General features: G+C 34.2%; 13 protein-coding genes. 3 read left to right on the plus strand and 10 right to left on the minus strand.

What is annotated here, in order from left to right; all coding sequences use genetic code 11:
* Positions 1 to 2: 2 nt before the first annotated feature.
* From ilvD to ilvG, 4 genes are all read right to left on the minus strand, one after another.
* Positions 3 to 1,853 carry a dihydroxy-acid dehydratase gene (gene ilvD, locus H3S73_RS02225; protein WP_198235789.1) on the minus strand — a complete coding sequence of 617 codons (1,851 nt, stop codon included), beginning with the start codon at positions 1,851 to 1,853 and terminating at the stop codon, positions 3 to 5.
* 133 nt (positions 1,854 to 1,986) lie between these two features.
* Positions 1,987 to 2,916: a branched-chain amino acid transaminase gene (locus H3S73_RS02230; protein ID WP_065602053.1), complete on the minus strand. Its 930-nt coding sequence runs from the start codon at positions 2,914 to 2,916 to the stop codon at positions 1,987 to 1,989.
* 170 nt (positions 2,917 to 3,086) lie between these two features.
* Complete coding sequence (gene ilvM / locus H3S73_RS02235) at positions 3,087 to 3,317, minus strand: acetolactate synthase 2 small subunit (protein ID WP_086309008.1); 231 nt, start codon at positions 3,315 to 3,317, stop codon at positions 3,087 to 3,089.
* A gap of 3 nt (positions 3,318 to 3,320) precedes the next feature.
* Positions 3,321 to 4,997 carry an acetolactate synthase 2 catalytic subunit gene (ilvG, locus tag H3S73_RS02240; RefSeq protein ID WP_198235790.1) on the minus strand — a complete coding sequence of 559 codons (1,677 nt, stop codon included), beginning with the start codon at positions 4,995 to 4,997 and terminating at the stop codon, positions 3,321 to 3,323.
* Positions 4,998 to 5,932: 935 nt separating this feature from the next.
* Here ilvG and H3S73_RS02245 point away from each other — a divergent pair.
* The 3 genes from H3S73_RS02245 (at position 5,933) to H3S73_RS02255 (ending at position 8,388) form a co-directional block, all read left to right on the plus strand.
* On the plus strand, positions 5,933 to 6,820 hold the full coding sequence (locus tag H3S73_RS02245; RefSeq protein WP_198228547.1) for an SDR family oxidoreductase: 888 nt from the start codon (positions 5,933 to 5,935) through the stop codon (positions 6,818 to 6,820).
* Between the two features lie 136 nt (positions 6,821 to 6,956).
* Positions 6,957 to 7,484: a hypothetical protein gene (locus tag H3S73_RS02250; RefSeq protein ID WP_086327314.1), complete on the plus strand. Its 528-nt coding sequence runs from the start codon at positions 6,957 to 6,959 to the stop codon at positions 7,482 to 7,484.
* Positions 7,485 to 7,965: 481 nt separating this feature from the next.
* Positions 7,966 to 8,388 carry a hypothetical protein gene (locus tag H3S73_RS02255; RefSeq protein WP_198235791.1) on the plus strand — a complete coding sequence of 141 codons (423 nt, stop codon included), beginning with the start codon at positions 7,966 to 7,968 and terminating at the stop codon, positions 8,386 to 8,388.
* Between the two features lie 79 nt (positions 8,389 to 8,467).
* Here H3S73_RS02255 and H3S73_RS02260 read toward each other — a convergent pair whose 3' ends face one another.
* The 6 genes from H3S73_RS02260 to H3S73_RS02285 all read right to left on the minus strand — a co-directional run bounded on the left by H3S73_RS02260 (position 8,468) and on the right by H3S73_RS02285 (position 14,090).
* A complete protein-coding gene (locus H3S73_RS02260) occupies positions 8,468 to 9,703 on the minus strand; it encodes an MFS transporter (protein WP_065738808.1) in 1,236 nt (411 codons plus the stop codon).
* A 187-nt stretch (positions 9,704 to 9,890) separates the two neighbouring features.
* Entirely contained in the window at positions 9,891 to 11,006 is a 1,116-nt protein-coding gene (locus tag H3S73_RS02265; RefSeq protein WP_198235792.1) for a cupin domain-containing protein, read from the minus strand.
* Entirely contained in the window at positions 10,999 to 11,781 is a 783-nt protein-coding gene (locus H3S73_RS02270; RefSeq protein ID WP_198235793.1) for a YchF/TatD family DNA exonuclease, read from the minus strand. Before H3S73_RS02270 ends, H3S73_RS02265 begins: the two co-directional genes overlap by 8 nt.
* A gap of 18 nt (positions 11,782 to 11,799) precedes the next feature.
* Positions 11,800 to 12,972, minus strand: a complete 1,173-nt coding sequence (gene lapB / locus H3S73_RS02275; RefSeq protein ID WP_198235794.1) for a lipopolysaccharide assembly protein LapB — start codon at positions 12,970 to 12,972, stop codon at positions 11,800 to 11,802.
* Positions 12,973 to 12,977: 5 nt separating this feature from the next.
* Positions 12,978 to 13,289, minus strand: a complete 312-nt coding sequence (locus H3S73_RS02280; protein ID WP_198228540.1) for a LapA family protein — start codon at positions 13,287 to 13,289, stop codon at positions 12,978 to 12,980.
* 81 nt (positions 13,290 to 13,370) lie between these two features.
* Complete coding sequence (locus H3S73_RS02285; protein WP_198228538.1) at positions 13,371 to 14,090, minus strand: phosphatase PAP2 family protein; 720 nt, start codon at positions 14,088 to 14,090, stop codon at positions 13,371 to 13,373.
* Between the last annotated feature and the right edge of the window lie 16 nt (positions 14,091 to 14,106).

Below are 14,106 nucleotides of genomic sequence, written 5' to 3' on the forward strand. Positions count from 1 at the left end.
AGTTAGCCACCTAGTTTGCTTTTATCACGAACAGCACCTTTATCTGCGCTAGTTGCTAAACTCGCGTAAGCTTTCAGTGCGTATGACACATAGCGGTTGCGATTATGTGGTGTATAAGCTTTATCACCACGAGCAATTTCTGCTACACGTCGTCTTTCAAGTTCATCATCAGGTACATCTAAAACTAATTTACGGTTAGGAATATCAATATCAATAATATCACCATCACGTACTAATCCTATCAAACCACCATTAGCCGCTTCTGGTGAGATATGTCCGATCGATAAACCAGATGATCCACCTGAAAATCGACCATCTGTAATAAGTGCACAAGCTTTGCCAAGACCCATTGATTTTAAATAGCTGGTTGGATAAAGCATTTCTTGCATACCCGGTCCTCCTTTAGGACCTTCATAAATAATCACTACAACATCACCAGCAATCACTTTACCACCTAAGATTGCATCGACAGCATCTTCTTGACTTTCAAATACTTTGGCCGGTCCTCGAAAAACTAAGTTTTCAGCAGCAACACTGGCGGTTTTGACAATTGCACCATCTTGAGCAACATTACCATAAAGCGTAGCTAACCCACCATCTTGACTATAAGCGTGGGCTTTGTCACGAATACAACCATTTTCACGATCGTCATCAAGCGTATCCCAATAACAATCCTGTGAAAAAGCTTTAGTTGTACGGATCCCTGCTGGCCCGCTGCGATACATTTTTTTCACAGTTTCATCATTAGTTTGGGTAATATCATATTGTGCAAACGTTTCTTCCAGAGTCAGTCCAAGTACATTGTGAACATCGCGTCTAAGCAATCCAGCCTTATCAAGTTCAGACATAATTGATACCACACCACCAGCCCGATGGACATCTTCCATATGATATTTGGCAGTACTTGGAGCTACTTTACATAAATGTGGTACTTTGCGTGAGAGTCTATCAATATCTGACATGGTGAAGTCAATTTCACCTTCTTGAGCAGTGGCGAGTAAATGCAATACTGTATTAGTTGATCCACCCATGGCAATATCTAATGACATAGCATTTTCATAAGCGGCTTTGGTTGCAATAGATCGCGGTAGATAAGACGCATCATCTTGTTCATAATAACGTTTAGTAATTTCTACAATACGTTTAGCTGCTTTAAGAAATAATTGTTCTCGCTGTTTGTGCGTGGCAACAAGTGATCCATTCCCTGGTAGTGATAAACCTAAGGCCTCTGTTAAACAGTTCATGGAGTTCGCAGTAAACATACCTGAGCAAGATCCACACGTTGGGCAGGCAGATTGCTCAATGGCTTCACTGTCGGCATCACTAACATTTGGGTTAGCACTTTGGATCATAGCATCAACAAGATCGAGTTTGATAATTTGGTCAGATAATTTTGTTTTACCTGCTTCCATTGGACCGCCCGATACAAATACTGTTGGAATATTGAGGCGAAGTGACGCCATTAACATACCTGGGGTTATTTTATCGCAATTTGAGATGCAGATCATGGCATCAGCGCAATGTGCATTTACCATATATTCAACAGAATCAGCAATCAATTCTCGTGATGGAAGTGAGTAAAGCATACCACCATGCCCCATGGCGATACCATCATCTACTGCAATAGTATTGAATTCTTTAGCGATACCACCCGATGCCTCAATTTGTTTGGCGACAAGCTGCCCAATATCTTTAAGGTGTACATGTCCCGGTACAAATTGCGTAAATGAGTTTACGACTGCAATTATAGGTTTTCCAAAATCTTCATTTTTAACGCCCGTTGCACGCCATAATGCACGGGCTCCAGCCATATTCCGACCTTCTACGGATGTTGCTGAACGATATTTAGGCATTTCTTGCTCCCAACTTTTTATTATTCAAGTTACCATTTAAAACGATATCTTGCTTTACATGATGCTATAAAGTGAATCACATTCTCGAAAAAAAATCCGCCGTGTTAACTGGAGGATCTCTAACTGATATCCCTTATTTAACTAGATCTAACCAGCCATATTTATCTTCAGTTTGACCATTAAATAGACCAAAGAATGTTTGCTGGAGCTTTTTAGTAATTGGACCACAGCGACCAATACCGATTTCGATACGATCAACACTACGAACAGGAGTAATTTCAGCGGCAGTACCTGTCATAAAGACTTCATCAGCTAAATAGAGTGATTCACGGGATAGTGTTTGTTCACGTACTTCAATACCTAAATCGCGTGCAAGGGTGATGATAGCATCACGAGTGATCCCCGGTAGTGCTGATGAAGATAATAACGGTGTAAATAATATACCATCTTTAACAATAAATAGATTTTCACCTGAACCTTCAGAAAGCTGACCATTTACGTCTAATGCAATCCCTTCTTGGAAGCCATTAGCGCGAGCTTCTGATCCGATGAGTAATGATGATAAGTAGTTACCACCGGCTTTTGCTGCTGCTGGAATAGTATTTGGTGCAAAACGATGCCATGAAGATACCATTGCATCAATACCTTGTTCTAAGGCATCTTCACCAAGGTAAGCTCCCCATGGGAATGCTGCAATCATGACATCCGTTTTATAACCTGCTGGAGGAATAACACCCATACCAACATCGCCGATAAATACTAATGGACGAATATAAGCACTTTCTAAATTATTCTTTTTGATAGTTTGGCGTGTTGCTTCCATAATTTCTTCAAGCGAATATGGAACAGGAAAACGATAAATTTTGGCTGAGTTTAATAATCTTTGAGCATGTTCTTTATGACGAAATATAGCAGGTCCTTTATGTGTATTATAGCAACGAACACCTTCAAATACCGATGTACCATAATGTAGTGCATGTGACATTACGTGCACTTTAGCATCTGCCCATGGAACCAATTCGCCATTAAACCAAATATAATCAGATTTTGCTGTAGTACTCATTTTTTGTTTTCCTCTTAAATTTTACTTTTGTTTAGCATGTATCTTGCTTTATGCTTTTATCAATTAAACATCAAACATTATACAATACTTTCTTGTTTGTTTAATATCTAAAATATTGACATATTTTAATTTAACTTTTTGTTTTACCGATAAATTATCTGTAAAGTTTTTTATTCTATTGAAATAACATCTTCTAATTTAGCTACTTGGTTTTGTAACATTGAAAGATCTCTTTCAATAGTTAATCTGAGTGTCAAAATCAGTAAATTATTTTCAATGGTTTGCATTTGCATAGATTCAATATGTCCACCGCGATGACGAACAACACGTAAAATACGCTCCAATGAACCTAACGTGTCGTTAGCCTTTATGGTCAATTGATGTTGTATTTGTTGATTCATCATTTACTCCTTGCAACTTTTATCGAGCATGTTTTCGTTAGCTGCGCCTGGTGGTACTAGTGGCCATACATTTTCTAATTCATCAATGCGCACATGCAATAAATATGCACCAGATGAATTAAACATATTGTCAAGTGCAGAATTAATTTCAGATTTTTTTGTAATTATTTCACCCGGAATCTCAAATGCTTTTGCTAACATTAAAAAATCAGGATTATCTGATAAATTAGTTTCACTATATCTTTCGTTAAAAAAGAGCTCTTGCCATTGACGAACCATGCCTAAACGTTGGTTATCAATTAATACTATTTTTATCGGTAATTTTTTTCGTTTTATAGTGGTTAGTTCTTGGACGTTCATCATAAATGATCCATCACCCGATACACATATTACACAATCATTAAGGCGAGCCATTTGTGCGCCAATCGCTGCTGGTAAACCAAATCCCATCGTGCCCAATCCACTTGAGGTAATGAAATTTTGTGGATGATTAAAACGCATATGTTGGGCGGTCCACATTTGATGTTGACCAACATCTGTAGTGATTATCGTATTGGCTGACTTACGTTCGGAAATGGTTTTTAATAATGCTGGTGCATAAATGGCTTCACCAGGATGATCATAACGTGTAGGATGCTGTGCTTTCAATTCATCCACTTTTTTATGCCATGCTTCGATTGATACAGTTTGATTAAGCAATGGTAAAACCTGCTTAATATCACCTTGTAATCCTAAGTGTGTTTGCCGTAATTTGTTGATTTCGGCTTGATCAATATCGACATGGATCACTTTTGCATGACGGGCAAATTCATTAAGATTACCTGTAACTCTGTCATCAAACCGTACACCTAAGGCGATAAGTAAATCGCACTCTTGTACGGCTAAATTGGCTGCTTTAGCGCCATGCATACCAATTAAACCTAAATAATAAGGATTATTAATATCAGCAACTCCCAATCCTTTTAATGTTGAAACAGTTGGGATTTGAGTCAATGTCATAAAATCTTTCAATTCTGATATAGCGCCTGAAAGTCCAACACCACCCCCAATATAAAGCATCGGTTTTCGGGCTTGAGCGATCATTTGTTTAGCGAGTTTTATTGTTTCTGGAGGAATGGTATATAATTGTGTTTTATCAGGACTGTTTTCTATTAAAGATGGTGCTAAATATTGTTGATAATCTAAATTGGCAAGCTGTATATCTTTCGGAACATCAATTAAAATTGGTCCCGGCCTGCCTGAGTTGGCTAAATTAAATGCCTCTTCTAATGTATTGGGCAATTGTTTAGCATCATTTATTAAATAACTATGTTTGGTGCAAGCTAAGGATAATCCTAGAACATCTACTTCTTGAAAAGCATCCGTACCAATTAGATTAGTTGGAACTTGCCCCGTTATGGCAACAATAGGTACAGAATCAATTAATGCATCAGCAAGTCCAGTAATGATATTAGTCGCACCAGGGCCTGATGTCGCAATACAAACCCCCGTTTTGCCAGTTGAACGAGCATAACCAATTGCTGCCATGGCTGCGCCTTGTTCATGACGACATAATACATGTTCAATACCTCCATCATACAAAGCATCGTAAAGAGGCATAATTTGTCCACCCGGATATCCAAAAACGGTGGTAACGCCTTTTTCTTTTAAGGTTTTTACTATCCACTGTGTTCCTAACATTTATTCCTCACTTGTTCTTTTTTGCCCAATCGTTGTTCATAAAAAAACCCCGCTGTTTGGAGCGGGGTTTTTGATTTTATGTATAAACATATTTTTATTCAAAAACGCCCCCGCGTTGGAATAATGACCACGCTGACAATAATGTTGATAAGGACGTTTTTAAGTGAAAATTTCATAATATGTGTTAATAAACTTTTTCGTCATTTTAAAAATTATTTTAAACAAAATACTCGTTTTAAAAAAAAGTGCAACTATTTTTTTCGCTTTTATAACGTGTTAGAAATAGATTGTAAAAAAGTTTCAGGTTAACTATACATTTCAGTATAAAACGTTTCAATATAAAAATGTGATTTTGGTAGGTTAATACGACACATTGAATGATAAATGATATTTTATCATTGTTTAATTATAGTTTTGGAAAACAAACATCTAATTATGTTTAAATAAAAAAAATAGATATTAATGATGGTTTGGCTAATCATTGTTAAAGCTGTTTTAATTACTATAATTAAATTTAATCTTCTTTATATAAATTTATCAATAAATCGAATTACAAATGCAAAATTTGTAATAACTAGCTTAGTTAAAATTAATTTGCTAAACTGAGAGAGGTGCAAGATTATGCAACACTCATGGCTTTGGTAATACTACTTTCAGTGACCCCGCCAAGCCAATCAAGGAATGCCACCTTTAATAATATTCTGCCTCTTTTTATTCATTAACTTAAATAGACAGAGGATAACATTAAGCAACATGATTTAGCTTTAAGGAACAAATATTCAAATTTTATAGTTATTAAATATAATTTATTGAATTAATTGGTTATTTTAAAGATTTAAAATAGGCTTAACAATAGGATTTTGTGATTACTAATTGATTTTATTTAAGTTATATTGAATTTGTGTACAAATACATAGTTAACTTAGGAGAATATAATGAGTAAACAAATTTGTAATCCTCTTACAAAATACCATCATGATAAATTTCCAAAACAAAAACAAGCAGCACCTGCTCTACAGTGTGAAATGGATCCGATTCCTGATTGTGGTGAAAAAACCTATCAAGGTCATGGTCGTTTAGAAGGTCGCAAAATGTTAGTAACAGGTGGTGATTCAGGTATTGGACGAGCTGCGGCTATTGCTTATGCAAAAGAAGGCGCTGATGTGGCAATAAATTATCTTCCTTATGAACAAAAAGATGCTGAAGATGTGGCTAAGGTTATAGAAGCTGTTGGTCGTAAAGCGGTATTAATTCCTGGTGATTTAAGTGATGAGGCATTTTGTAAACAATTAGTTGAACAAGCACATCAAAAGTTGGGGGGATTAGATAATTTAACCCTAGTTGCTGGTAAGCAAACGGCTGTGGAAGATATAATGGAACTGACCACAGAACAAATTAAAAAAACATTCGAAATAAATGTATTTTCACTTTTCTGGGTTACTAAAGCGGCTTTAGGGTTTTTAAAACCAGGGTCAACGATTATTACTACTTCCTCTGTTCAAGCTTATCAACCAAGCGGCAATTTATTAGATTATGCGGCAACTAAAACAGCAATTATTGCCTTTACCCGTGGCTTAGCTAATCAGTTAAGCAGCAAAGGTATTCGTGTTAACTGTGTAGCGCCAGGACCAGTTTGGACGCCATTACAAATCTGTGGCGGTCAACCGAGTGACGTTATCCCTGAATTTGGTAAACAAACACCATTACAACGTGCAGGACAACCTGTTGAACTTGCCGGTGTATATGTACATTTAGCTTCTGAAGAGTCAAGTTATACCACAGCTGAAACATATGGTGTAACGGGTGGTATGCATATTAATTAATATTTTTTACAGTAAAAGGGCTTGTAAGAGCCTTTTTACTGCATGTTTAAGTAATTAATTTCCTTTTAAATTAACCACTATTATACAAAACCATAATAGTAACTATACGGAACTTATAACCAATAAGGGCAGAACAATGAGAACATTTAAAGTAATTACTTTGGCAATGATGGGGCTTTTTTTAGTAAATTGTGATAATTCAAAACCAACAGTTAATAATATCAAAGAACAAGTTGCGCAAACGAGTTCAAAGGTTAGCGATAAAGTAGCAGAACTATATGAACAAACCAAATCTGCAACTCAAGATGCCCTCAATAATTTAAAAGATGGTAATTATAGTCTTGCTCAAGATGCAATAATCAAAGGTTTAAGTTTAAAATTACCTTTGGATGTTGATCAAAATTCAACATTAGTCGATGTAACAAAAGGAAACGATATTATTAGTTATAAATATGATGTAAAAAATATAACTAAAGACGCATTTCAAGCTGAAAGCAATCAAAAAAATATTTCAAATGGTTTGCATACCCTTTATTGCAGTAAAGATGCGACTATCAATGCCATAAAATTAGTTTTTCCAAATGGTGCAAGCCATAATTATTATCTAAATGGAGAAAAAGTTTTAACACTTGATTTAAAACCTAGTGATTGTGATGCTAAATAATTTTGTACTTATCAATTATTGTTAATAAAAGGGCCATTAGAGCCCTTTTATTTCAATTGTAAACAAAAATTGCATCATTTTGTTTAAAAAGGAATGAATAATTACGTAAATAATTTTGTGTTTTGTCAATGTGTTATACGCCTGAGTTTGTTTAAATTTGCATTTAAAAAAGGTAGACAAGAAATTTAATTTTTATTTTAAGCATATAGCTAATAATTATTGAGTTTTAGCCGCTATTTTGTACAATAAGCCACACTTTTTTAAAAGTTAGGATGCTTTTTAATTGTGATGTTTTTAATGTAAAACAATTTTTGGCTGCTTAGGTTTATTTATAAAAGTTAACCTGTTTTATAAATTATAAATATGTTGTTATTAGATTGTAATTTTAAATGAGATTAACAGAGAGCAATATTTTATATACATAAACATACTTAAGAAAGTATCTGATAATATTGAAAATATGAATAATTGAGGAATAAATATGAAAGTTATAAAAATAACAACATTAGTTTTAATAAGTCTAGGATTGTTTGGTTGTGATAACAGTGAGCAAGCAAAAAAAGATGAAGTAGAAAAGCTAACTAAAACACAAGAAATAATTATTAGTGATGCGAAAAAATCTCTTCCTTATCAAGTTGATTCCGTAACCAGTTTAGTCGATATTTTTAAAGATGATAATTCTATTAATTATCGATATGTTATTAAGGCATCTAAAGACCAATTACAAATTTCTGAAACAGAAAAAATGACGTCTGAAAATTTGAAGAAAGTTTATTGTACCGACAATCAGCAAGTTAAAGAGTTTCGGGATGCTTTTCCAAATGGCGCTGTTCACAATTATTATATTGATGATGAAAAATTATTTAGCGTAAAATTGACACCTGCTTCATGTAATACTAACTAAAGTTGCTATTTATTAATTTAAATAGTTATCAATATTCTATTATATTAACAGGGCAATAGCCCTGTTTAGTTTTACTCTTTTATTCTAAAGCTTTACCTTTGGTTTCTGGTATGAGAAATACAAAAGCTGCGGCTGATAATAGATACGTAGCGGATAATAGAGCTAATGCGTAGCTAATTGAATACACCGTTGCGAAATAAGCAATTAGAACTTGTGATATACCCGCAATTCCTCGTCCTACATTAAAAATAATATTTTCAGCGCTTGAACGGGCATCGGTAGGATAATGTTCGGCAAGTAGGGCACCGTATCCACCCATCATACCATTAACAAAAAAGCCAATTGCTGAACCAAATATGATTAATATTATCATATCAGTTTGTTGGAAATAGAACCAAATAGATATTGCTGAAATTAAAAGGAATATAATATATGAAGGGCGGCGACCAAATTTATCGCAAAGCCAACCAAAAATTAAAATACCTAATGACATACCAATTGTGGTTGAGATAGTCCAATACAGAGTATCTTTAAATGGTAATTTTAGTTCAGAAGCAATCATACTTGGCATCCAAACCATCAAACCATAAAACCCAAAATTTTGCACCGCACATGCAATTGTTAAACCAATAGTAGTTGCAGTGGTTTTTGGTGTTTTAAACAATTTACCAACCGCAATTTCATTTTTATTCTGATCTTTTAAATTTTGCCAAATTTCTGGCTCTTCTAGACCTTTTCGAGTCCAAGCAACAAATAGTGCAGGTAATACCCCGACGGCAAAAGCCCATCGCCAACCATAAGCTTGTCCAACGAAATTGACTGTTAAAGTAGAAAGGATAATACCAGCTTGAAAACCTAACGCAACAATCGATGTTGCTCGTGAGCGCTTGTGCTTTGGCCAACTTTCTGATACGAGTGTCATACCAATGCCAAACTCACCCCCAAGACCTAAACCACTTAAAAAACGGAAAATTAAAAAACTTTCATAATTGGGGGATATTGCACATAAACCGGTGAATAAAGAAAAGATTAATATAGTCCATGAAAACACGCGTACTCGACCATATTTATCCGCTAAAACACCAAATAAAATGCCTCCCAATACAGCACCAAGTAAGGTTACAGAAGTTAATGTCCCTAGATCGGTTTTGGATAAATTAAAAGAAACCGAAATTAGGCTAAAACAGACACCTAAAATCATCATATCCATGCCATCTAATGCATAACCGACAGTCGATGCAAAAAGCGTTTTCTTTTGGTATGGTGTTGCTTTTTCACTTTCAACCTGCTTGACTGAGTTTGATTCAGTTTTCATGTATACCTCTAGTAATTGAAAATAGATTTTTTGCTAAAAGTTAGCATTTTGTGATGTTTAATTTGCCATTAAACGGGGGGTAATCTAAAGCGGGGCAAAGTATATACTTAAAACTTAAAAAAAGCCAAGTCTAAAGCTTAAAAAGGTTATTTTATCCACCGATTTCATTATCGGCGGATAAATAATATTATTGTTCATCAATAAAATACCAATAGCCTTTATTAACAAAATTAAGTAATACTTGTTGTGTTTCTTCATTTTGTAAATGTTCATAACTGAGTATTTCGTTTTGACAAAGTATATCGATAACAGACATAGGTAAATCTATTTTTTCACCATGAATATAACCAAAATTGCCAACTTTAAGAATTCGGATACTTGGTACACGGAATAATTCTGCTCCTGTTTGTAGGATTGTTTTAAATTCTTCATATTCATAAGGAGGTTCAACAGGGACAATATTAAGCTCGTGCATCGGTAAAGTGATATGTTTACCAAACCAATCGTTAAAAAGATCGGGTGTTTTTATCAAATCAATGATTTGATCTTGTAATTTGGTTAATTCATAAGGTTGTATACGGTAGGGATCTTTAGGTAATTTTAAATTTGGATCTTGGTAAAAAATCCCATTTGGTAAATTATCAATAACATAATCTGCAAAGCCACTAAGCATTTCTTGTGATGTTTGCGTTCTAAAACCAACAGAATAACTTAGTGATTCACCGATTGATACACCATTATGCGGAAAACCAATTGGAATATATAAAATATCACCAGAAGTAATCTCTTCATCAATAATCGGTTGATAATCTTCAACATGTAGTAACGCTTTATGGGCACTGAATTGTTTATAATTAGGATTACGATCACCAACTTGCCAACGTCGACGCCCCATACCTTGAATAATAAAAACATCGTAATTATCGATATGTGGACCTACACCTGCACCTTGTGTAGCATAAGAAATCATTAGATCTTCAAATTGCCATTGTGGGATACATTTAAATGGTTCGACTAAAGTTGCAGCTTGTTCGTGCCAGTGATCAACCGCTTGAACTAATAAACTCCAGTGCTCCTCGCCTAAGTTACTAAAATCATCAAAAGGACCAAATTTAGCATCCCAATTGCCATTTTTATTGGTAACAATTCGGCTTTCAATCTCTTCTTCCATTGCCAACCCGGCAAGTTCATCAGGGGTGATTGGATCAATAAAATGACTAAAAGCTTTGCGTAATATCACTGGCTTTTTTTGCCAATAATTTGTTAAGAAGTCATCCCAATCTATATTTAATTTATTATTCATTTAACACCCCTTGTAAGTTGAATAATTGACAAAAATTGTCGGTTGTATGTTTCGCTATCACTTCTAAAGTAACACCTTTTAATGCCGATAGATAAGTGGCAACTTTTCGCACGTATGCGGGTTGGTTTTCTTTTCCTCGATATGGGACAGGAGCAAGATAAGGCGAATCCGTTTCGACTAAAATACGATCGAGCGGTACATATTTTGCTACTTCCCGTAACGCTTCGGCATTTTTAAAGGTAATGATACCTGAAAAAGAGATGTAGAAACCGATATCCAATAGCTGTTTAGCTGTAGCAATATCTTCTGTGAAACAGTGTAATACACCAGAATGGACATGTTCATCTTTTAATATTCTTAAAGTATCTTCTTTTGCATTACGAGTATGAACAATTACAGGTTTACTTAGTTTTCGTCCTAACCGAATATGTTCTTTAAAATTTTCTTGTTGTTGTTCTAAATTATCTTGTTGATAATAGTAATCAAGACCTGTTTCACCTAAAGCGACAACATTATCCTCTTGAGCTAAGTGTTGAAAGCGATCTGCATCATATTTTTCATCATCTAAATTAAGAGGATGAATTCCACATGAAAAGGAACATTGTTTTTTAAAAGGCATAAGTAGATGCTTCATCGCTTCATAGCCTGACAATGTTGTTGCCACGCTTAAGCAATGTTTAACATCATTATTTATAGCTTGTTGTAAAATATCTTCGATAGTTTTACTTTTTAAATCTAAACTATCTAAATGACAGTGAGAATCAATTAAAAACATAATAATCTCTTTTTATTTTTAGGAATGTTGTTCAAAATCACGGACGGGTTTTATGGTTGACCAGGAACGACAAGCAGGGCAAAGCCAATAGATAGTATTAACAGTAAAACCACATTTTTGGCATCGATAATTCGGGACAGCTTTTATTTGTTCACCAACCATATTACGTAATAATAAAAGGCTTTTTTTGGCTTTCCCTTGCTCGGCATCGGCTACGTGATAATCCATTAATCGGTAAAATCCTTTTAAATTAGGATGCTTTAATAATTCTCGGTACATATAGTATTGGGCTGAATCAAGCCCATTTTGTTTTTCAATAATGTCAGCTAACATTAGTTCAGCCACATTACCTGTGTCTTTATCGACACACAATTGTAAAAACTGTTTAAATTCTTCTTGCTTATTCAATTTGTTATAGCATTCATTTAATAAAGGTAATGCTTCACCAATGAATGCTTTATCTTGCTGTAATATCTGTTTAAGTGATTCAATGGCTTCTTCTGTTCTGTTTTGCACTATCAATATTCGACCTAACATTAATGATGTGCGGGCGCAATTTGGATCCGCTGCTGCTGATTTTTGTAATAAGCTATATGCTTTATCGAGATCATCATTGGCAATTGCGAGGGATGCTAACTCACAATAAAATTGAGCAATGTATATTTTGTATTTTTCGTTGCCAAGTTTGACCAGTTTAGTTGCAGCATTAATTGCGTTAATCCATTCACTGGTGGATTGATAAATAATGATAAGTTGTTGTAGGGCATTTTGTTGAAAATCTTCTTCATCAATGAGTTGCAAAAACATCTCTTCTGCACGGTCATAGAGTCCAGCCCCCATATAATCACGACCTAATTGCTGGATGGCTAAAAGACGTTGTTCAAATGTCAACGAGGAACTTTCCATTAATGCTTGATGAATTCGTATGGCTCTATCGATTTCACCTCGAGAGCGAAATAAGTTACCTAATGTTAGATGAGCTTCAAGCGTACCTTCGTCTTCTTTAAGCATATCTAAGAAAAGATCAACCGCTTTATCTTTTTGGTTAGACAAGAGAAAATTAAGACCATCTACATATTCACGTGACAATCGATTAGATTGATTGATATATTTTTGTTTTGCATTTCTGTCGCCCATATACCAGCCGTAAGCGGCAGCAATAGGTAACAACAGAAATAACAGTTCAAACATAATATTTATTCTTGATTGATTTTAGTTAAACTTAATTTTTGATGATCTGTTAGGTTATCATCATACTTTTTTTGTAATTTATTCAATTTTCGTTTAGTGGATGAATGTTGTAGCTTAGAAATTATGACAAGAATCCCTGTTAATATTGTACCTACAATAAAGCCAGAACCAAAAAATATAGCTAAAAGAACTGATAATCGGAGTTCTGTTTTAGCAAACAAATAATTGAAAGACACAACTTCACCGTTAAATGCACCTAATGCTATAGATATAGTGAAAATAGCAGTTATCAATATAATTGATATAACAAATTTCATAATAATGACCTTTATATTTTTTTAATTTTACTTAAACGTCTATATAACCTTAAACATTTTTACAAAATATCAGTTGAAAAATTATCTATCTACTATATGCCATTTTCGTGAATAAAAATAGCATATTAATGAAATGATCCAAGCAAGTGTAATACCCAATAATAAATCAATCGGGCTATGCATACCTAATGCTAATCGACTAATTTCAATTAATAATGCCCATACAATAATTGCGTTAACAATAATATAGTGACGTCTAAATCCTAATAATGTTATTGCAAGAAATGCCCATGTCGCCGAAAATAAAGTATGTCCAGAGGGTAGCGAATAGCCTGTTTCACTTTGCCAATGCTTACCTAACCATTTCGGAATGGTAGTTGAATTACTTAACTTTTCAGAAATAATTTTTTGTTTTTCTGATTTAGGTAATAAATAAAATTGTTTGTCGCTAAGATGAAATTCTTTTGCCATCCAAAGTACATAAGGTCTTGATTCTGCTGTTTGAGATTTTATAATGGTTTTGACTATTTGCCCACCTAATATTGCACAAACTAGACAAAACCATAATGCAATAATCTTTGTTTTGGTTTTGTTGGGTAATAAATAACAAAATACCATAAAAAAAATGGTTGATGTAATAATCGCCCAAGGAAAACTTGCAGTTTCTGTTATAAAGAAAAAATATTTTGATGTATTATTTAATGATTCTGGTTGCCAATGCCAATTTATGGCTATAATAACTAATGGTACTACTAACATAATGGCTAAAGGTGCCATTGTTTTTTTTATTACAAACCCCATTTATAGACTCAATTTA

The organism is Gilliamella sp. B14384G12 (genome assembly GCF_016101825.1).
In the GTDB taxonomy this organism is placed as follows: Bacteria; Pseudomonadota; Gammaproteobacteria; order Enterobacterales; family Orbaceae; genus Gilliamella; species Gilliamella apicola_N.